Source organism: Paracoccus mutanolyticus, from assembly GCF_003285265.1.
GTDB classification, from domain to species: domain Bacteria; phylum Pseudomonadota; class Alphaproteobacteria; order Rhodobacterales; family Rhodobacteraceae; genus Paracoccus; species Paracoccus yeei.
On record NZ_CP030239.1, the window covers coordinates 2,898,805 to 2,917,752 of the forward strand.

General features: G+C 65.1%; 21 protein-coding genes and 7 pseudogenes. 20 read left to right on the forward strand and 8 right to left on the reverse strand.

Translation table 11 applies throughout. From position 1 onward, the window contains the following. Positions 1–691: 691 nt before the first annotated feature. The 5 genes from DPM13_RS21290 to DPM13_RS20035 all read left to right on the forward strand — a co-directional run bounded on the left by DPM13_RS21290 (position 692) and on the right by DPM13_RS20035 (position 3,842). On the forward strand, positions 692–850 hold the full coding sequence (locus DPM13_RS21290) for a hypothetical protein (RefSeq protein WP_189654955.1): 159 nt from the start codon (positions 692–694) through the stop codon (positions 848–850). Next, complete coding sequence (locus DPM13_RS15750) at positions 847–1,035, forward strand: hypothetical protein (protein WP_112888361.1); 189 nt, start codon at positions 847–849, stop codon at positions 1,033–1,035. The genes DPM13_RS21290 and DPM13_RS15750 overlap by 4 nt, the downstream gene beginning before the upstream one ends. Before the next feature lie 745 nt (positions 1,036–1,780). Then, entirely contained in the window at positions 1,781–2,260 is a 480-nt protein-coding gene (locus tag DPM13_RS15760; RefSeq protein ID WP_112888363.1) for a hypothetical protein, read from the forward strand. A 73-nt stretch (positions 2,261–2,333) separates the two neighbouring features. Next, positions 2,334–2,879 carry a pentatricopeptide repeat-containing protein gene (locus tag DPM13_RS21295; protein WP_189654956.1) on the forward strand — a complete coding sequence of 182 codons (546 nt, stop codon included), beginning with the start codon at positions 2,334–2,336 and terminating at the stop codon, positions 2,877–2,879. A 435-nt stretch (positions 2,880–3,314) separates the two neighbouring features. Then, the gene (locus DPM13_RS20035) at positions 3,315–3,842 is read left to right on the forward strand and encodes a hypothetical protein (RefSeq protein ID WP_145963431.1); all 528 of its coding nucleotides are present in this window, start codon (positions 3,315–3,317) and stop codon (positions 3,840–3,842) included. 529 nt (positions 3,843–4,371) lie between these two features. Here DPM13_RS20035 and DPM13_RS23965 read toward each other — a convergent pair. Both DPM13_RS23965 and DPM13_RS25305 read right to left on the reverse strand, forming a co-directional pair. Then, entirely contained in the window at positions 4,372–4,683 is a 312-nt protein-coding gene (locus DPM13_RS23965; protein WP_223252092.1) for a hypothetical protein, read from the reverse strand. Continuing rightward, positions 4,619–4,756: a hypothetical protein gene (locus tag DPM13_RS25305; RefSeq protein WP_262983152.1), complete on the reverse strand. Its 138-nt coding sequence runs from the start codon at positions 4,754–4,756 to the stop codon at positions 4,619–4,621. The genes DPM13_RS23965 and DPM13_RS25305 overlap by 65 nt, the downstream gene beginning before the upstream one ends. Positions 4,757–5,395: 639 nt before the next feature. Between DPM13_RS25305 and DPM13_RS15785 the strand changes: the two genes are divergently transcribed. The 9 genes and pseudogenes from DPM13_RS15785 to DPM13_RS15820 all read left to right on the forward strand — a co-directional run bounded on the left by DPM13_RS15785 (position 5,396) and on the right by DPM13_RS15820 (position 10,870). Continuing rightward, complete coding sequence (locus tag DPM13_RS15785; RefSeq protein WP_112888365.1) at positions 5,396–5,806, forward strand: hypothetical protein; 411 nt, start codon at positions 5,396–5,398, stop codon at positions 5,804–5,806. A gap of 354 nt (positions 5,807–6,160) precedes the next feature. After that, positions 6,161–6,415, forward strand: coding sequence for a helicase RepA family protein (locus DPM13_RS23970; RefSeq protein WP_262983153.1), 255 nt, complete (start codon positions 6,161–6,163; stop codon positions 6,413–6,415). Positions 6,416–6,477: 62 nt separating this feature from the next. Then, a complete protein-coding gene (locus DPM13_RS15795) occupies positions 6,478–6,834 on the forward strand; it encodes an AAA family ATPase (RefSeq protein ID WP_189654729.1) in 357 nt (118 codons plus the stop codon). A 318-nt stretch (positions 6,835–7,152) separates the two neighbouring features. Next, complete coding sequence (locus DPM13_RS21305; RefSeq protein WP_189654730.1) at positions 7,153–7,314, forward strand: hypothetical protein; 162 nt, start codon at positions 7,153–7,155, stop codon at positions 7,312–7,314. A 529-nt stretch (positions 7,315–7,843) separates the two neighbouring features. After that, positions 7,844–7,921, forward strand: a pseudogene (locus tag DPM13_RS27380) (hypothetical protein); the annotation flags it as partial. A gap of 716 nt (positions 7,922–8,637) precedes the next feature. Next, positions 8,638–8,841, forward strand: a complete 204-nt coding sequence (locus DPM13_RS15810; RefSeq protein ID WP_189654731.1) for a substrate-binding domain-containing protein — start codon at positions 8,638–8,640, stop codon at positions 8,839–8,841. A 464-nt stretch (positions 8,842–9,305) separates the two neighbouring features. Beyond that, positions 9,306–9,575 (forward strand): ParB/Srx family N-terminal domain-containing protein, encoded by a 270-nt coding sequence (locus tag DPM13_RS23985; RefSeq protein WP_223252093.1) that lies wholly within the window; start codon positions 9,306–9,308, stop codon positions 9,573–9,575. Positions 9,576–9,858: 283 nt separating this feature from the next. Further along, the gene (locus tag DPM13_RS23990) at positions 9,859–10,545 is read left to right on the forward strand and encodes a hypothetical protein (protein WP_223252094.1); all 687 of its coding nucleotides are present in this window, start codon (positions 9,859–9,861) and stop codon (positions 10,543–10,545) included. 67 nt (positions 10,546–10,612) lie between these two features. Beyond that, entirely contained in the window at positions 10,613–10,870 is a 258-nt protein-coding gene (locus DPM13_RS15820; RefSeq protein ID WP_317616331.1) for a DUF7220 family protein, read from the forward strand. Positions 10,871–11,651: 781 nt separating this feature from the next. On the opposite strand, the gene DPM13_RS15825 is transcribed toward DPM13_RS15820, so the two are convergent. Further along, positions 11,652–11,855 carry a hypothetical protein gene (locus DPM13_RS15825; RefSeq protein WP_145963432.1) on the reverse strand — a complete coding sequence of 68 codons (204 nt, stop codon included), beginning with the start codon at positions 11,853–11,855 and terminating at the stop codon, positions 11,652–11,654. Positions 11,856–12,363: 508 nt separating this feature from the next. Here DPM13_RS15825 and DPM13_RS23995 point away from each other — a divergent pair. After that, positions 12,364–12,549, forward strand: coding sequence for a hypothetical protein (locus DPM13_RS23995; protein WP_223252663.1), 186 nt, complete (start codon positions 12,364–12,366; stop codon positions 12,547–12,549). Positions 12,550–13,121: 572 nt separating this feature from the next. Here the strand turns inward: DPM13_RS23995 and DPM13_RS24000 are convergent. Beyond that, positions 13,122–13,280: pseudogene (locus DPM13_RS24000) on the reverse strand (acyl-CoA dehydrogenase); the annotation flags it as partial. 204 nt (positions 13,281–13,484) lie between these two features. On the opposite strand from DPM13_RS24000, the gene eutB reads away from it, so the two are divergent. After that, the gene (gene eutB, locus DPM13_RS15840) at positions 13,485–14,096 is read left to right on the forward strand and encodes an ethanolamine ammonia-lyase subunit EutB (RefSeq protein ID WP_262983154.1); all 612 of its coding nucleotides are present in this window, start codon (positions 13,485–13,487) and stop codon (positions 14,094–14,096) included. On the opposite strand, the gene DPM13_RS21310 is transcribed toward eutB, so the two are convergent. After that, entirely contained in the window at positions 14,093–14,347 is a 255-nt protein-coding gene (locus tag DPM13_RS21310; RefSeq protein ID WP_189654732.1) for a hypothetical protein, read from the reverse strand. The genes eutB and DPM13_RS21310 overlap by 4 nt on opposite strands. 51 nt (positions 14,348–14,398) lie before the next feature. Between DPM13_RS21310 and DPM13_RS27385 the strand changes: the two are divergent. Further along, positions 14,399–15,311: pseudogene (locus DPM13_RS27385) on the forward strand (integrase core domain-containing protein); the annotation flags it as partial. On the opposite strand, the gene DPM13_RS15855 reads toward DPM13_RS27385, so the two are convergent. Both DPM13_RS15855 and DPM13_RS15860 read right to left on the reverse strand, forming a co-directional pair. Continuing rightward, positions 15,289–15,534, reverse strand: coding sequence for a hypothetical protein (locus DPM13_RS15855; RefSeq protein WP_112888371.1), 246 nt, complete (start codon positions 15,532–15,534; stop codon positions 15,289–15,291). The pseudogene DPM13_RS27385 and the gene DPM13_RS15855 overlap by 23 nt on opposite strands. 67 nt (positions 15,535–15,601) lie before the next feature. After that, positions 15,602–15,863, reverse strand: a pseudogene (locus DPM13_RS15860) (transposase domain-containing protein); the annotation flags it as partial. A 216-nt stretch (positions 15,864–16,079) separates the two neighbouring features. On the opposite strand from DPM13_RS15860, the pseudogene DPM13_RS15865 reads away from it, so the two are divergent. Next, positions 16,080–17,263, forward strand: a pseudogene (locus DPM13_RS15865) (IS110 family transposase). 203 nt (positions 17,264–17,466) lie between these two features. On the opposite strand, the pseudogene DPM13_RS15870 reads toward DPM13_RS15865, so the two are convergent. Then, positions 17,467–17,964 (reverse strand): annotated as a pseudogene (locus DPM13_RS15870) (IS256 family transposase); the annotation flags it as partial. A gap of 102 nt (positions 17,965–18,066) precedes the next feature. Between DPM13_RS15870 and DPM13_RS27735 the strand changes: the two are divergent. Together DPM13_RS27735 and DPM13_RS15875 are read left to right on the forward strand one after the other, a co-directional pair. Next, positions 18,067–18,365, forward strand: a pseudogene (locus DPM13_RS27735) (transposase); the annotation flags it as partial. An 11-nt stretch (positions 18,366–18,376) separates the two neighbouring features. Next, entirely contained in the window at positions 18,377–18,586 is a 210-nt protein-coding gene (locus tag DPM13_RS15875; RefSeq protein ID WP_112888372.1) for a hypothetical protein, read from the forward strand. Positions 18,587–18,948 lie beyond the last annotated feature (362 nt).

Sequence of the window (18,948 nt, forward strand, 5' to 3'; positions counted from 1 at the left end):
GGCGGTGCGGCATGATGGCGCTTCGCATTTCCCGGCTCGGCGCGTGCCGTCTTCGGCTTGGCCACGACCGCGCCGCAATGCTGGCGTCGGCCTGATCGCGCGGCCGCACCCGGCGACACGCCGGTCTACCATGCGGCTTTCCGCGGTCGACGCGACCTCGATCATCTGGAAGGTGCCCGCCGAACAGCAGCGCGCCCAGGCCTCGTGGCATGGCCCGCTGCCGGCCGCCGAGCCGGGGCTGGCGACTCGCCAGGCCCGCATCGGCCCCGACCAGATCCGTGCATCGCCTCGCCAGGGCCAGACCCCGCCAGGCCGGTCCCGCCCTTTCCATGCGCCTCCTCGAAGCCGCCTGACTCCATCCATCCGGAGCCCCCATGATCCCCTTGACCCCCGAGCTCAGCAGCTATCACCTGCCCGCTGGCACATCAGTTCAGCGTCCGGTCGAACTGCTGGCCGACCCAGCGCGAGATCGAACCGACATCCGACAGGTCATCGACATGGCCGACGATGTTGCCAAAGCTGCGGCGGCGGGTGCCCAGCATCCCCAGGCACCAGCCCGGCTTGGTGGCAAGATTGGCAGGTTCGCATGCGTGGCGGTTTCCTCCTCGCCGACGTGCAGAGCGCGGCATAGTTGACGGTCAGTGCATACGCCCGGCCGCCATGGTCGAGCGTGATCTTGCCTTGCAGGTTCATGACAAGTCCTTACGGGGCGGAAACCGCGACGATCTGCGGCTTGCCTGAGGGCTATGCCGCCTGGCCCGAGGCGATCCGCCAGGGCTTCGAGCCCGCCCGCACCGTCAAGACCGGCACGCTGAAGGTCGAACTCCTGCCGCAGGAGGATCGCGCGTGAACCTGCCCATCATCACCGCCGACCAGCGGCTGGCCGAGCCGCGCGGCATCAAGGGCTGCATCTTCGCAGTCCGGCCGTCAATACCGGCGCGCTGGACGATCGATCCCGGCCCGGACGCGCATCGATCTATGGCGGCGATCTGGCCATCGACGGCGTGCCGGGGCGCGCCGCGCCGATCCGGCTGAGCTTTCGCGAAACCGTCGGTTCGGTCACCGGCGGGCCCACCGGCCCGCGCGACGAACTGCCCACCGCCCCGCGCAAGCAGCCGCATGGCAGTTCGGCGATCCGGCCCGAGGGGTGCCCGCAGTTCCGTCTTGCCGACCAAACCGCGCAGTTCTTTGGGCACTACCAATCGGGCAAAAAATCTGCCGTCTCGGTTCAAAGAGGTAGCGGTTCGCGGGGCCATGTGTGAGGGCGCGGATGATCGCCGGGCGAGGCAACTCGCAACCGAGGGCCGCGAACGCCCCCTTCGCAAAACCTCGATCACATGTCGGCCCATTCGAAGGCCGGCGCATTTTCCAGTGCGGCACGGTTGGCATTGAAGACAATGAAGTAATCGTTTTCGGAATCGCCGTCCGGAGTGATGTGCAGCTGGTCCATCGCTCACGGCCACGGCCCCGGCCCCCGCCAGCCCATCGATCATCCGCACGCCGTCATTGGCAAGTTGCGCCAGTTGCGTCGTTCCGGTCGCCTGCGCCAGGTCGCGCATGGCCTGCGGCATGTAGTATGAGGGATTGATCACCCGCGCTCGTCGCTGCGAAAGCCGACCTCGACGCCGCCCGAGATGGTCGCGGCCGTCACCGCCCTGATCCGCAAAGGCAAATCCAGATGAGCAGCCCCTATCTGCATATCAACGCGCCCAGTCCTGCACCAACATCATCGCGATGGGCGCGACCGGCCAGGTCGACTGAAATCGCCGCAGGGGAATTCATGACCTTCCTTGGTGCCCTGGGGCTATGCCACCCAGGGCACGACCGCTGCTATTTCTTCCAAGGCAGCGACGGGCGGATCATCTTTGCCATTCCCTATGAACAGGACTTCACCCTGATCGGCACGACCGACGTGGACCGACTGGGCCACATGGTGCCGCAGCATGATCCGCAGCATGCCTGGCTGGCCGGATCCGCAGGACCGTCTGCGCAAGGCGCTTTGGATGCCGTAATCCAGTCGCCTGGAGAGGGTGCACGAACGGCGCTGGCCCGGATTGATGATCGGGCTGTTGCAGCCGGACAGCGGTTGACGGGGCAGCTTGACCAGTCCCTGACTGGCACCGGGGTCGGCGCCCCATCAACGCGCCAGTTCAGCGACACCGGCTGCGTCTGCAAGGCGATATCCGCAGGGCGACCGGTTCAGCAGCAGCCCGCGTCGCCCGTACCGGGTCGTCACCTCCAGGGCGCAGCGAAGACCTAGCAACACATACGCCTATCGCCGCCGTCAAGCTGATCGGGCTGCAAAGCAGGAGATTCTGAATAGATTGGCGGAGATGAGACTGGCGGCGATGGACTTCCAGACATATGCAGGTGCTTATGTCGGGGCTGTTCTCGAGGGCGGTGATATCAACTCTAACGAAAAGACGCTTATTGAGAGTATCATGCGTCAGCATACCGGCGAAGCTTTCGGACGGGTTGCTGCCAGACATCGCCTCCCGTCGTCGATGCCGAGGCAGCGCGGGCACGAAGACGTCGACCAGCAGCCCATCGAGGTCGATCTGGGTGAGTTCGCGGCCCTCGTCGCTGCGATGCCCGCGCTCACCCCGGAAACCTCAGGCATCACGCGTGGCCGACACAAGCGCCGGACGATCGGCACGCCCGAGGGCGCCAACGCCTGCACCTTCTGGCTGATCGACGCGCTGTGCCGGCTGGGTCGCCACGACGAGGCGCGCGAGATCTTCGACGAGGTGCTGGCGCAGGCACCGGCTGGGCCTGCTGATCGCATCGGGCCACCTCGTCCCGCCCCCGATCTGCGCACGACGTCGGCGTGCAAGACCAGCTGCGCGCCGTCCGCAAGAGCGCCGCCGACTACGACATGACCGAGGTCGCACAGATCATGAACCGCGCGCCGGTGACGGACGAGGTGGTCCGGCACTGGCGGAAAAGGCAAGCGAGCGGCCGACCGTGGTCTTCTGTTCCACGGTCGCCCATGCCGAAAACGCGATGACGACTTCGACGGCGCTGTTTCGGCGGCCGACATCCATGGCGACCTCGGCTCGGTATGCGGCGCCGCATGCACCGCCGCCTATGCCTCGGGCGACCCGGATGCCGAATACATGGCGATCCGCACCAAGGCTGGGACCACACGCCCACCTCGCGTCGTGCTGCTGCGCTGACTTCCTACCTGACGCTTGGGCGCAGATGGTCGGGCGGGGAAGGGACACGATTGGGGCGCGAGGCAACCCCGTATCTGAAAGTCCCCGTCAACCTGCTGTGACGCAGGCGGCCTTTCGTTCGCATCAGGAGGAACAGACATGGATCGCCGCCAGATAGAGCCGGGATTCGCGGTCTCGGGGCAGCTTTTCCCGCAAGACCTGCCCGGCCTTGCAGGCGGAAATCCCGCTTGCCGCCATACATGCCCGCTCTGCGGCGGCCGCGGCCGCCTGTCCACACTGCGGGAGCATTTCGGACCATGTCCACAGCTCGGTATCGACGTCCGGACCGACGTTCCGAAGCGATCAAGCTTCGCATGGGTCGATCTCTTCGGCGATGACGCCGCGTTGATGGCCAGCGGCTTCAATGCCTGGGGCGGGATTTTCTTCCTCGGGGGCCGCTGGCACGCCGTTGGTGGCGCGAAGGGCCGGGCCCCCCGGCTTCTGGGCGTGGGGGAGCGGACGGTCTGCCTCGCGCAGGCCGATGACTGGCTGAACGAATACGGCCGTCGCGAGCGCCTGCAAATCGAAGCGCTGGCTGAAGCAGGCCGCGACCGAAAAGCGCTGCGATACCTGCCGCCCGAGTTCCGGCAGGACTATGGCCTGACCCGCTATCAGCCACGGCACTGATGACCTTCGGCTTCAACAAGCGCGAAATCCGCCAGCTCGTCGGCCGTGCCAGCCCGGACATCGGGAGGGCGGCGTGAACCATGTCGCGGAAGTCGCATCTGCACCCGCCAGGTTCCGACCGTGCACGCCTCTGGCACCCGCGCTTCGTGCCCTGCGCCGTCTGCCTGCGCCCCGCGCAAGGCTTCGGCTTCTTCATCCCGCCAAACCACGCCCCCGCAAGCATCGCTGGTTCTGCTCGATGCCCTGCCAGGCATGGTTCGCGGCCCGCCATCGAAAGGGACGGACCATGCAGGGATGACCGACGAAGAGCGCGAGGCCATCGCGATCGTGATGACGCGGCTTGGGCGCGCAGCTGGACCGGATCGGCTGGACCGGCGGCGAATCCATCACCGACTCACCGCTCGGTCGAATTACTGATCGCAACAGGCCGAGATTCGCGCATCGCCGCCACGGATTTCCTATCTGATGCACGGCACGACGACGGCGACGAATGCGCTGATCGAACGCAGCTACCCGGATGCCGCGCTGATCACCACCGCGGGTTCCACGCCACCCCGAACGATCCGGCGCAGCCCGGCAGGGCCATGCTCTGCGAGCCGCCCTGCAGTTCGAATTCGCGGGCGCGCCCAAGGATGAGGGCGCGGATTTCGGCGGTCAGACGCTGCGGATCTTCGAGATCGGCCACCATCTCGAGGATCTGGCCATCCGCTGGCTGCGCGCGGCCGGGCTCGACCTCTACACCCGCAAGGGCCATCGCCGCCGACGGCGAGCCAGCTCTATTCCGTCGCGGGCGGGCGGTGGTGGCCGCGGTGCAGTCCGATGCCGATACGATGCAGTTCATCCGCAGTGGCATTTCGTTCCACGACCACGGCGATCAAGACCATGAACGCCACGAACTGGCGGGCCTGCGTCAAGGACGGGGTCGCCGTCGCGAAGCCAGTCTATGCCGCGCAGATGGCACTCTGCCAGGCCACATGGCAGGGACCGTCCCCGGCATCTCGGCCAATGCGGCGCTGTGCACCGCGATCAACAAGGCACGGCCGAACTGCACCGCGAGCTTGTGCCCTTCGACGCAGGGCTCGCGCAGCGCATGTCGGACCGGGGCGTCCGTATCCGCAGGCGACCGATGCGGGCGAGCTGCTTCGGCGACGGCCCCGACTTCATGGAATGGCGGGTCAATGTCAAAAGCAGTGGCCGCGCGTTGCTGATGCTGTTTCTGTTCTCGGATGCGGGCCGACGATCGCCACCGACCCTGGCAGGACTTCAACGACGCCCCGGCGGCCGAAGATCGGTTGGCGCGGAGCTCGACCCGGTCCAGATCGCGACGTTCCTCGATGTCGTGTTCGGCTGGTGCGAAGGCCGATCCCGGTCCGAGGCCTGCCCGACATGGGGCGGGCAAGGGGGCTGGGCCCCAGACCCTGATCGCGCGACGCCACAGCATCAGGCCAGCTTGCGCAGCTGCGAGCTGCGCCTCGCGAAGCGGCCGTGCGATCTATGTGATCCCCGGCACGGTCGGACACAACGGCGAGGCCCGCGCTGAGCATGTCCGGCAGATGCAGGCGCTGGTCGTCGATCTCGACGAGGGCGACATCTCCGCCAAGCGGGACCACCTGATCCGCAACCTCGGCCCGGCGACGCTGACCATCGAGAGCGGCGGGTTGACGAAGGCCGGACAACCCAAGCTGCATCTGTGGTGGAAGCTGACCGAACCGGCCGAGGGCGAGGACCTGGCCCGGCTCTGCCAGCTGCGGGCGACGATGGCGCTGAAGGTCGGCGGTGACGACGCAATGTCGGTCGTGCTGCAAATTTGGGTGGCAGGCACTGCAAAAATGTCTGTCACGCTACACCCGTTGGAGGAGCCGATTTCGCCAGCGTCAGGCATCACAAGTTTGGGTCAGATGTATGACACACACATGCAACGCGCACGCCGGGTGCCGGGATGGTGGCGTCGCGACGGCACATAGGACAAGACCTGCCTCGACGACGTCTTGGTGACCCAGGTGCTGAGAGGGCGGGCAGGCACGGTCGTTTTGAGGGGGCATCGGGCACGATCGGCCATCTCATAAGAATGGTCCAGAAGGCCGGATGGCGAAGGAAGAGGGCTGGCAGGCGATCTGTGGCTACAACGCTGCGATGCTGCGGCTCTCCTGGACGATCGGCGTCTTCAGCGCGAGTCCGAGCGGCTCTGGGTCTGCGGGTGGAGACCGGGGCAAGCCTCGCGCAGTATATCGAACTGTCGCACAGCTATTCCCTCCTTTAGCCTCGGCCAGCTGCTCGATGACCGCAGCGCGCTGCCCGACGACATCATCGCGCCTCGCGTGCTCACCCCGGGCGGGCTGCTCGTCCTCGGCGGAGCGCCCAAGGTCGGCAAGAGCGACTTCCTGATCTCCTGGCTCGTCCACATGGCTGCCGGCGTGCCGTTCCTCGGCTTCACGCCGCCGCGGCCGCTGCGGGTATTCTACCTGCAGGCCGAGCTGCAGTATCACTACCTGCGCGAGCGCCTCCACCAGATCGGCCTGCCGTCCGAAGTCCTTGTTGCCGCCCGAGACGGCTTTGTGGCCACCCCCGGCTGAAGCTGCTGCCCGAGCTCGAGGGCAACATTCGCGTGTGCGCGCCATCCAGGCGACCTTACCGGATGCTCGCCCGGAAATCGTCTGCATCGATCCGATCCGGAACCTCTTCGCGGCATGGCGTCCTTTCACATGGCGGCAGCGGCGGCGAGAACGACAACAACGCGATGATGTTCTTCCTGCGGGAGCGCGTCGAGGCGCTGCAGGCGGCGGTCAATCCCGATGCCGGCGTCATCCTCGTCCACCACACGAAGAAGCTCTCGAAGCAGCAGGTGAAGGACGATCCGTTCCTGGCTCTCTCCGGTGCCAGTGCTCTCCGGGGCTACTACACCTCCGGCCTGATCCTGCACCGCCCCGACGACGATGCACCGGACCGCAGCTCTAGATGCCGTAATGGGCCCGCGCTGTTCAGATCGCCATGAAGGTGGCTGTCCCTCAGAGTGATGATGTTGAAACGGGGTCCGATGATGATGTCGGCCCCAAGCATCAGGCGAGGAACAGCCATGGACTACGTATGCAGGAATTGACGTGTCTCTGCCGAGCAGGCGGCCGAGGGGCGTCTCTATAGCGAAAAAAGGCGCCGACGTCTCGAAAACCGAAGGGGTGCTCCCACCGGCGTAAACCATGCCGGCGCGAACGGATCGCGTCGCGACCAAGGGACTGATCAAGTTCCGCCGGGAGTTCGCCGATCAGGGCTTCCCGCCACGCGGTCACACTACGGCTATCTCTGCGTCGAAGGGATGCGCTTCGGGGTCGACGAGCAGGTCGATCCGGAGACCGGAGAAGTGACCGGACAAGGGCTGCCGGTCCAGCCGAGCCATTACAAATGCGCCCACTCGGGCATGGTGCTGGAGGTCGAGAACCCTGCGGTCTGGGTCCATCCGGAGGGGCCCGATGTCTGACTTCGTAACATGCATCGCGCGGGCAAGGCGGCCATGGGCCAGTTCGTCGTAGATCGCGCGCAAATCCTTCGGTGCTGCGTCGATCTTGTCCCTGACGGTGACGACTGGCTTCCCAGCTTTGGCCTTCCCACCGCCCCCACGGCTTGGCACAGCCTCTTCCAACTCTTCAGCCAGTTTCGGCAGAACAGTCTGTGTATCAGCCCTTCAACGGTATCGAGTATGACGGCAATTTGTTCCTTCGTTGGTGCCCAGCCGCGGTGGGCTGGCGCAGCCAGTTACTGGAGAACGCCGCAGGTGCGTTCGGTACCACGCCCACCCCCAGGCGTTCCGAAGCACGCAACAAATGGCCCACCTCATCGAATACTCGGATGGCGTTACAACTCGCAGGTCCGAAAAACACGACGAAGGGATGCGCGCGATGACACCTTCCAACGAGGCACATAGAAGAGGAGACCATTTCTCATGGCGGACGTCCTTCGACACTCAACCCGACACGAGACCATCACCCGATGCTGCCTATTTCCTGACGATGAACCGCAGCGTCGTCCTTGATCTCGGCACGGAGGCAGGCAAGCGCGCCGCCCGCGAACTGGCGAAGCATGTCGACATCGTCGCGGTGAACTTCCGTCCGGGCATCGCCGAGAAGCTGGGGATCACCTATGAGAGCTCACCAGCGCCGAGAGCTGGACCGTCTGTCTGCGGCGCTGGCGCCACCGGATTGCAGAAACTTCGCCGCTCCACCGATGCCGCCCAGATGCGCCATGGCCCGGATGGCGTCCTGCGTGATAGGCGTCCCGCCGATGGTTTGGCCGATATATTGGTCCAGACCCCGAGGCATTACCTGATCCGGGATCGCTATGGCCGCCCGGGCAAGGGAAACGACAAGGGTAATGTCGAGGGTCTGGTGGGCTATTCGCGGCGTAACTTCATGGTGCCGATGCCGGAGTTCGCGAGCTGGGAAGCGTTCAACCTCTGCGCTGGAGGAGCAATGCGGCACGCCGCCGCGACCCCGATCAGGTCCGGCGCGATGGCTGGCACGAGCTGGGGCTGCTGGCGGTCTCGGTGGATGATCCGCGGCTGACCTGGCCCGAGCGGGAGATGGTCGTGCAGCTGGGCCGCAAGCTCTACGGCCCGGCCAGCAGCGGGAGGGAGGGCAGCGATGACCGACTGGACCCCGGCGCTGGTCGAGGAAGTCGAGCAGTTCGTCCTTCAGGATGAAAAGGACACCACCGAAAGCGTGTTCGCCGCGCTAGGCTTCGGCTTCGGAGGCTCGGGCCAGCGCAATGCGATGGTGTTCATCAAGCTCAAGCGATCAAGCTGCGGGTGGATTTCGCGGAATACGGCGCCACCGGCGCCAAGGGCATTGTCGATGTCCTGGAGGGGCGGGGCAACGTGCTGCTGGTCCGCGGGGTCAAGGGGTCGGGCAACGACAAGGACACCTATGACGGCCAGATCTCGGTGCTGCGTGACCGCCCCGAGATCAATATCGTCGGAGAGGTGAACGGCAATTGGTCCGGCCCCGCGTGATCGCGCTGGCCAGTGGCCGTAAGCCTGCGCGCCAGAGCGAAGATTGTCCGTCACCTGAGACACGGCACGCATTGGCCGCAGTCCATCGCCAGCCCTCTACCAGGCTCGAAGTTGTCATGCTCGCCAGAGCAGCGCGCGGGGCTGGAGGCAGACTGGCTTCAGGTATCCGCGAGAGCCGGCCGGGATCCACCCCGGCGAGTGGGCGGTTCCTTCAGGGCAATAGACGTAGACTGGCGGCGAAGCGCGGCACATCGATAGGACAGGGCCGGAATTTTGGGAAGCCACCCGGAAGCCAGATCCATATGACACAGCAGAAATAGGGGCATCACATGAGACGCAGGCCGTTGGGCCCGATCTCGATGGCGCCGCTGGACCCCGAGTGGACTCCAGCGCGGCATCCGGATCCGACATGCTGGGCACCCGATCTTCGCAACCCACCCGCCCATGACGGCGTTGCGGCCGCTGTGAATGATACCGGCGTTTCGCGCCTGGTGCCCTACGCGCGCAACGCCCGCAGCCACAGCGAGGCGCAGGTGGCCGAGATCGCGGGCTCGATCCGCGAGTTCGGCTTCGTGAACCCGGTGCTGATCGCCGAGGACGGCACGCTCATCGCCGGTCATGGCCGGGTGCTGGCCGCGCGGCTGCTGGGGATGGAGAAGTACCGACGATCACGCTGGCGGGGCTCTCGGACACCCAGCGTCGGGCCCTGGTCGCTGACAACCGCATCGCGCTGAATGGCCGGGTGGGACGAGGCGCTGCTGGCGCGGACTCGGCGACCTTCAGGCAGAGGGTTCGACGCTCACTCGGCATGGTCGGTTTCGCGGATGGCGAACTCGACCAGCTGCTGGCCTCGTGCCGGAGGGGGCGGGGTTGACGATAAGGCCGCGAGCAACCGTGCCGTGGTGACGATGGCGAACCGCCGCGAACCCGGCATCGCGCACGGGCGATCTCTGGATCCTCGGCGACCATCGGCTGCTCTGCGGCGACGCGACCTGCCACGACGACGTCCGCCGGCTGATGAACGGCGAGCGGGCGATCCTGTTCGCGACCGACCCGCCGTATCTGGTCGACTACGACGGCAGCAACCACCCGACCCGCAACAAGGACTGGTCGCAGTCCTATGGCGTGACCTGGGACGACAGTTCTCAGGGCGCGGAGCTTTACGACGGCTTCATCGGGGCCGCCGTGGCCGAGGCGATCACCGAGGATGCCGCGTGGTACTGCTGGCACGCCTCGCGCAGGCAGGCGATGCTCGAGGCCTGCTGGGAGAAGGCCGGGGCGTTTGTGCATCAGCAGATCATCTGGGTGAAGGACCGCGGGGTCCTGACCCGGTCGCATTACCTGTGGAAGCACGAGCCCTGCTTCATGGGCTGGCGCCGCCCGAACCGCCCGCCGAAGGTCGCCGAGCAAACGTTGCCCTCGACGTGGGAGATGCCGTCCTTCGGGAAGGACGAGCGGCCCGACCACCCGACGCCGAAACCGCTCGACGCCTTCGGCATCCCAATGCGCCAGCATGTGCGCAGGGCGGTCCCCGGCCGGTCTATTTCATCCATGCCTGCAATGATGCCAGTGAGCACAATTTCCGCCGCGTCTTCGCGATGGAGATCAGCCCGGCCTATGTCGATGTCGCCGTGGAACGCTGGCAGGCCGAGACCGGCAAGGACGCGATCCTCGATGGCGACGGCCGGACCTTCGCGCAGATGAGGACCGAGCGGCTGGCCGCCCCCCGCAAGCGCCGCCGGAGCAAGGCAGCATGAAACAATCACGCCTCATGTCGCTGGTCGAGTCCATCGCCAATGTCACCGTCGGATATGGCGTTGCCGTCGCCACGCAGATCCTGATCTTCCCGTTCTTCGGGCTGCACGTCACGCTGACGCAGAACATGGCGATGGGCGGGATTTTTACCATCGCATCGATAGTGCGTTCCTTCGCCTTGCGGCGGGTGTTCGAGGCTATGCGGGTCGCGGTGGCGGTGAGCACGAGGACCATGCGTCCCGCAGCGTTCAGCCGATCCATGACGGCACAGTAGATTCGCCATGTGGTCGCCTTTCAAAGCGCGCGGCGGAATCGGTAGATCGAGATCACGCGACTCGGGGGCAATCGGATGAGCTTCCGGCACCGCGCCGGGGCGAGGATCGTGTCGCGGATGCCTGCCAGCCATTCATCCGCGGCTCTCGTGATGCCCATCCTCGCAGGTAGGCCGACCTGTCAGATCATCCGCAGGTTCGGCCGATGTCATCGGGAAGGGGCGTCATTTCGCTGGGCAAGGCCGTCGAAGCTCGTGCCCGCATCGGTGCCTTCACCGCACGGGCCTGCGTCAGATCCCCTGCGGATCGCGCGACGGCATCGGCAAGTCGAGCTGGTCCTGCCATGTCGTGCCACGCCTCGGCATCCATTCGATCGACGGAACGCCGATCAAGTCAGGATCTGCGGCCGACCGACTGCTTGTCGCGGATCAGACCTCGCCCGGCTTGAACTCGGTCACGATGCCGGCGAATTGCATGACATGGCCACCCCACGCGCATCCAATTAGGTGCGAATATAGCGCCTTTTTCCACGCGCGTCGATCTTGCGACCTACTTCAGGGTGTAGACCCGACCGCGTCCTTGACCTTCTCAGGTCATGGTCCTGCAGCTTGCCCATCATCGAGGGCATGGCGCCTCGGACGATCTTGTATTGCACCGGAATCCCGGTGGCGATCTGCTCGATGGTGACGGCTTGGAGGAGCTGGTAAACTCGATCAGGGCTTCTGGGCAGAAGCTCCCAGTCCTACTGCGCCGCACCCTCAGGGACCCCTGCCTTCGTGGACTTTAGGCCTCCGGATCCCGAGCGTGGTCTGCGCCAGCGGCATCGCGCGCATGGTGATCGGGCTTCGCTCCTTCGGGTGAATAGAACGGGTGTTTGGCCGCCTGTTCCGGGGTGATTTCCTCGATCAGGCCCATGCTGATGGGCTTTTCGTTTTTGAACCACGCGCCGAAATAGTTGGTAGAAAGACATGTTTCGTTCTTCGGCACCGCGCCGGGCGTCCTCTTCGCTGTCGGCGACATAGGTGTGGCGCAGGACCATGATCTCCGTACTCGTGGGCGCGCATGCTGCCATCAGCAAGCTGGCCATGGGAACTTGCTTTGTCAGTCGGTTTAGTCGGGGGATGTTCAGGCGGCGTGTTCGCCTTCGCGGAACGCCATGTCGCTGATCTCGCGGAGGCGGGCGCGGTAGTGGTAGAGTGCCTTCATGCCCACAATGGTCTCGTCCGGGCTCGTTCGATGGCGAAGCCCAGGCGGAAGGGCGTTCCATCCGTCGATCACGGATGACGTAAAGGCCCACGACCTCGGGCTTTCAGTGGCGCGGCGGGTCTCTGGTGGCTCGAGCTATGAATACAGTTCTTCTGGACGACCGTTCGCTCTGTGGCATGCTTATCACCCAGAAAGGGCACCACCAGATAATCACAATCACCCCAATCCAAGCCGTCGTGCAGGGCTGAAGCGAGCACCTGACGCCGCCCATGTCGGGCTGTCGCGGGGCGTGATTCAGAAGGCGAAGACCGCCGAGCGACTGGTCCTCTATCCCGATGGCAGCATCAACGCGGCCGCCAGCGACGCTCGGCGCGCCGAGACGACGGAGCAGTTCAAGCCGCAAGCCGCCTGCGCCGAAGCTCAAACCGGCCCTGAGGCCGGCTTGTCCGCAGCGGTCGATACGATGCGCGAGTAGAGCCTTTCGGTTCCGTCCGTCGGGGGCGGCAGCGACCGCACGCGAAGCCGGCTATTAAGGTCTGAAGGCGCAGGAGCGTCGCATCGGCTTCAGACGCTGGGGGGGTTGTCGGCGGGCCCGCGCGCTGGCGCTGGCGTTCCGGCGGCGCGGGAGGAACAGGACGCATTCGTGACTGGCCGGCGCGCGCGGCGGCGCTGATGGGGCCGATCGGGCGTCGAGCCAGCCGCGTCAGATGGTCCTGGAGAAACTGTCCGTGCTCACCTCGACGAGCTTGCCGAGGTCCGGCCCGACTTTCGGTGATGATGAAGCACTGACGGACTTCGACGGCGCGGGCGAGACCGCCACGCCCGAGGGCACGGTCTGCGGCCCGACCCGACCTGACCGGCTCGGAATGGGCGGCCGGCTACCGGTGCTCGCGGGCCAGCGCTCGGCCAACCGGGGCGATCGCCACGCCGCGCCGCCCGACATGCGCGAAACATGTCGGCTATGCCGGGGTCCGGCAGCGGATCGTGTTCATGAGGCCGCGCAGGTCGGCGCGACCGGGCGGGCAACACTGACGGGCGCGTCCGCCGCGGCGGGGCCAAATGCTGGCGGTCCAGCCCGTATTGGCGGGCGCGGAACCAGCAATCCTCGGCCGCGCCCATCGCGCCCCAGCTGATGCCATAGCGCGCGCGGTTCAGGCAGCCAAAGGGACCGCCCATGCCCTCGACGCCGGGCAGCAGCGCATCTTCGCAAGGAGCTCGCGGGCGGCATCCTGATTCATGACAGCGCGAACCGGCCGCGGGCTGCGCTCCATTCTGGCCCGAGAGCACCTCGCATGGTCGAGGCCTTCCGGCCTCGCCCAGGACGGAGGAAGGCGATCCGGTCACGCTGGCCGAGGCGTCGACGGACTTCGCCCTCGGCGAGGTTCTGCAGGCTCGACGCCCGCCATTCGGGTGCTGAGCCGGATCGAGCGGGAGTTCGAGGCCAGCGACCAACGGCGGTTCATCGTGCCGTGTCCGCATTGCGGGGCGATGCAGTGGCCGAAGTTCGACCGGCTGCGCTGGCGAAGGGCCGCCCGGAGACGGCGGATATCATGCGAGGGCTGCGATCCGCCCTCGCGGAGCACCCTGACGTCGATGCTGGAGGGCGGCGAAAGGCGGGCGACAGCCACGGCCACCGATCCGACCACGGTCGGGTATCACCTCTCGGCGCTTCATGCGGCCGTCAGCAAGCTGATGCGCGACCGGATCGTCCGGGTCGCGCGCAAGGCCGAGGTCGTCACCGCCTTCCGCAACACCATCGGCAGGCAGGGCACGCTGGCCACGCGGCTGCAACCCAACCATCCCGCCGATGATCCGCGCGGCATCGCGGTCTCGGTGCTGGACGGGCTGTTGCACGGCGCGGGCGATGCGAAGGACCGGATCGAGGTCGAGACCGGGGACGGACAGCGGGCTGGAAAGCTGGCTGGTGCAGTCGTGCTCGAGCCGGTCCAGGCGGCCGACGCCGTCTACTGCTCGGAAGGTGGCCGGAAGCGTGCAGCACGAGCGCGGCGCCGATGCAGTTAGGCAGGCTCGTCGTCAGATAGGGCAATGAGGTAATCCTCCCCATGGTCAAGGGGATGCGGAGGTAGAATTTTCTCGGCAGGATGCGCAAAGAGATTGCGATGAAGAAGAGCCGTTTCACCGATGCCCAGATCATGGGCGTGCTGCGTCAGGCCGAGGCCGGGCTGGCCGCGTCTGATCCGGCCGATCGCCTTGACCCGAAAGAAGGCGTTCTTCGCCGGCCATGACGAGAGAGGGCGATACTGGGCGCCCATGTCTATATAGGCCCCGATGTGGGGGGGGGGGTCGAGAAGTGGTTGCCCGAAGCCATGTTCGCCGATCTCAGCATGCAGGCCGATCTGCTTCGAGAGGCTCTGGGAAAAAAGTGACGCGTCCAGCTCAGCGCCGGGAGCTGGCCGAGAAGGCGGTGGCGACGAAGGGGGTTAGCATCGCGCTGGCCTGCCGGGCGTTCGGCGTCAGCGAGACCTGCTTTCGCTATAGTCCGAAGCGTGACGACGAGAACGAGATGATTGCCGATCTGCGTCCGGTTGCGGCCGCAATACCGGGATCATGTCTGGTCGTATGATTTTGTTCATTGCCGCACCGATGATGGCAAGGTGTTCCGGACGTTGAACATCCTTGATGAGTTCAGTCGCGAATGTCTGACGATCAAGGTGCGGCGCAGGCTGAATTCGACAGAAGCGTGATTGATGCGCTGACCGATCTGTTCATCTTGCGCGGCGTGCCCGCCTTCATGCCGCTCGGCGTGCCCGACGGGAAGGATTTGCCGCTTGAGGCATCAGTTCAACCGGGGGGCTGGGTATCGAGGTCGATTTTTCGCTGCCCGCCGAGCGGGTCGTCCGAGCCCTGAACCAGATCATTGAATGGCGCGGCAAACCGCTGGCGATCCGGGTCGATAACGGCCCGGAATACGTCAGTGCCACGCTGACAATCTGGGCCGAGAAGCAGGGCATCGCCCTGACCTACATCCAGCCCGGAAAGCCGCAGCAGAACGCCTATGTCGAGCGCTACAACCGGACGGTTCGGCACGAATGGCTCGACCTCTACATCTTTGAAACCATCGAGGAGGTGCAGCAGATCGCCACCGAATGGCTATGGACCTACAACAACGAACGCCCAAATGGGCTTAGCCGGAGCCAGCCAGAAGCGAACCTGATCCGTAATGCTACGGCGAAGAATCGTAACCGGCCGATTGTTACCGCGGCGGTTGAGCCTTGAAGCGTTGCACGAGTTCAGGATCGCTGACGAAGTCGTCGAGGAACTGGTGCCAGGTTTCCGCTGTGAGGCGCGCGTCTCTGAGCATGTCCGTTAGTTCGTCGATGCCGTCGTCGGTCAGGGCCGTGATGGCCTCGTCCAGCATCCTGGCGACGTGAGATCGCGCCGTGCTGAGGTTGTCGTCGATGCCGTCGTCGGTCAGGGCCGTGATGGCCTCGTCCAGCATCCTGGCGACGTAGTCGAGAGTGCAGATATGGGTGATCGGTTGCCATCAGGCGGACTGCGGTTGACATTCATCGTTGCTGCCAAGCCCACGGTGCGAGTTCGTCGATGCGGTTGATCTTGTGATCGGCAATGTGGGTCAGCACCCAAGTTAGGCCTGGGGGTCGAGGCCGTTCATCTTGGCGGTTTCAATGAGCGTCATGGCGCGGGCCAGCGTTTCGGCGCCGGTATCGGCCCCCGCGAAGAGCCAATTTTTTCTTCCGAGTCCGATCGGGCGCAGGGCCCGCTCGGCCGGGTTGTTGTCGTGATGCAGATACGACCGTCGTCGAGGAACGACGGACCGGCACGGAAGAGTCGCCATAGTCTGGAAGGGGCGTCGGAGTGCGAAGAAGCGGGCAGGCCGAATTGACTATGAGCTGCGAGCTCGCGTTGTTATCTGGCCGCCCCTGCGACTATCCCGTCTGCGCTGCGAGCGCGTATCCGTAGATGTCGCACAGCCCGCGCACTCCCCATCGGCAACAGGGAGGATTTTGCATGCGATCCATTGGAATGGATGTCCACCGAAGCTTCGCGCAGGTCGCGATCCTTGAGGGAGGAAAGACGACAGAGATCAGGATCGATCTTGATCATGAAGCGGTGGTGGCCTTCGGGCAGGCCCTACGTTCAGATGACGAGGTCGTTCTGGAAGCGACCGGCAATACCGCGGCCATCGTCAGACTTCTGACACCTTTCGTGGCGCGGGTCGTCATCGCGAACCCGCTGCAGGTGAAGGCCATCGCCCATGCACGGGTGAAGACCGACAAGGTGGACGCCAAAATTCTGGCGCAACTTCATGCCGCAGGGTTCCTGCCAGAAGTCTGGGCCGCAGATGATCAGACGCTGAACCTGCGGCGCCTCGTTTCCGAACGCGCCGCAGCGGTGAGATCAATCCGCCGGGTCAAGAGCCGGGTTCAGGCTGTTCTGCATGCGAACCTTGTCGCCAAATATACCGGGCACCTGTTTGGCAAGGGCGGCAGGAGATGGCTGGCCTCGGCACCGCTGCCGAAGGCAGAACGTGATCTGCTGATCCGGCATCTGGATGAGTTGGACTGGCTGGGGGGTAAGCTGGCAAAACTGGACCAAACATTGGCGGGAATTGCACTCGACGACAGCCGAATGCGCAAGTTGATGAGCATCGCCGGGATCAATGTCGCGGTCGCCACTGCGGTTATCGCCGCGATCGGCGACATCTCCCGCTTTTCCGCACCGGATCGTCTCGCAAGCTATTTCGGGCTGACACCCCGGATCCGACAGTCCGGCGATCGCGGTGCCATCCATGGTCGGATCTCAAAGCAGGGGAATACGATCGGGCGCACCATGCTGATAGAGGCCGCCTGGTCGGCGGCTTCCGTGCCAGGCCCGTTGCGGGCCTTCTTTCTTCGGATCAAGGATCGCAAGGGGCACAACGTCGCCGCCGTCGCGACCGCGCGCAAGATTGCAGCGCTGATCTGGCAACTGCTGACAAAGGAGGCCCCCTATCGATGGGCGCGCCCGGCCTTTGTCGCGATGAAGATGCGGAAGCTTGAGTTGCGCGCCGGGGCCCCGCGGGCTCATGGGCCAGCAGGTCCGGGCCACGACTATTGGATCAAGGAAATCCGTCACCGGGAGATGGAACTCGTCGCACAAGCAGAAGCGGCCTATGCCCGCATGGTTGAAGGTGGACGGACACACCATCAAAACCGAACAAGACCTGAGAAAGGGGCTGTTCAACAACATCCGTGTCGATCCCCACCCGGCCGTCCTCAAGGAACAGGCTGAAGCGTCCCGGCGGCTCAGCCCGTAACGGAAGCCTTGGGAGTGTCAGGAACTCTGTGTATCTGAGCGGGCCCATGCGGTTTTCAGGGGAGTGTCAGGAACTCTGTGTATCTGAGCGGGCCCATGCGGTTTTCAGATACGTTCAGGCGTCGAAGCGCCCGGCGAACATTATGGCCAGCTGATTGCGGGCCGCAACCCACTCCCGGACGGTGCGGCCGCCCTTCTCGAAGTTGCGGATGGCCAGGAAGATCAGCTTCGTGGCAGCTTCCTCGGTCGGGAAGGAGCCCTTGGTCTTCAGCGTTTTCCGCAGCACCCGGTTCAGCGATTCCACTGCGTTGGTCGTATAGATGATCTTCCGGATCGCCGCGCTGAAGGCATAGAACGGCGTGACCTCGGCCCATGCCCGGCGCCAGGCCGGGGCGATGGACGGGTATTTCCCGGCCCACTTTTCCTCGAATACCTCCAACTGGCGGGCGGCCTCCTCGGCGGTCGGGGCCTCGTAGATCGGGCGCAGATCGGCGGCCACCGCCTTGCGGTCCTTCCAGCTGCAGAAGTTCATCGAATGCCGGATCAGATGGACGATACAGGTCTGGACCATGGTCTCGGGGAAGGCCGTGGTGATAGCCTCCGGGAAGCCTTCAGCCCGTCAACAACGAGCGGCGATCAGGATGTCCTTTCAGGATCGCTTCGTTTTCGGACTGGGCTTGCCTGGTGTCGAATCGATCCTCAAGGGTACTGGTCGTTGACCTGGCTTCGCGGTATTGCTGATATCGACTGGAACGAATCGGCCGACCGGGCATTGACCCGACGGTATGCAGTTCGCTTGATGCTGGCAGGTTTCAGGCTCGGCATTGTCCATGACCGGCGATGTGCGTGAGGCGGCGGTCAATCGCGATCACGCTGGTTTGTGGTTACGAGCAGCATGAGGCTCTGCCCGATCATCGTCGCTGCGCGATTCGCCAGCGCTCGGGTGCCGAACGTTTTCAGCGAACTGCGTCGCACGGTCAGGCCGCGTCCACCGCGAACATCGCGACGTCGGAGAGATTGACATCATGCTTGCGAAGCCGTTCGGCATCCTGCCTGGCGCTAGCCTCCTTGCCGACCAGGCGCTCGAAGCGGTTGTCGATGCCAACATGCGCCGATCACCAGAGCCGACAGCCGATCAGGTTCAGGAGGCGGAGGCGATCATGATCGCCACGCATGCAGCAACTGCTCGCCATCCCCGCCTGCGCCGGGACAGCAGCCGGTCGATAAGGATCTGATGTTCCTGCAGGCCAAGCCGGCGAGGAACATGAGGGTATGGTGATCGCCGGACGGCTCGATGCTGCGGCTACACCACCGACCGGGCGATCAGCATCGCGACGATGGATACCGGCTATGCCTACGCCAAGGACGGCCGGGTGCTTGAGGAACACCGCATCGAAGCCCGCTTCCCGACCAATCCGAACAGGCTCCAGGCAAAGTCATTCCTACGCGCCTTGCGAGCGCCATGGGCCAGAGGCGACAAGCATGCTGCTGTCCGCAGGCAAGACCGCGGCCCAAAGGCAAGCTCCAGCGCGGTCCTATCCAGTATCGTCATGCCCGCGCCAAGGACTGTGGCGGCTGCCCGTTGCGGGCTCGCTGT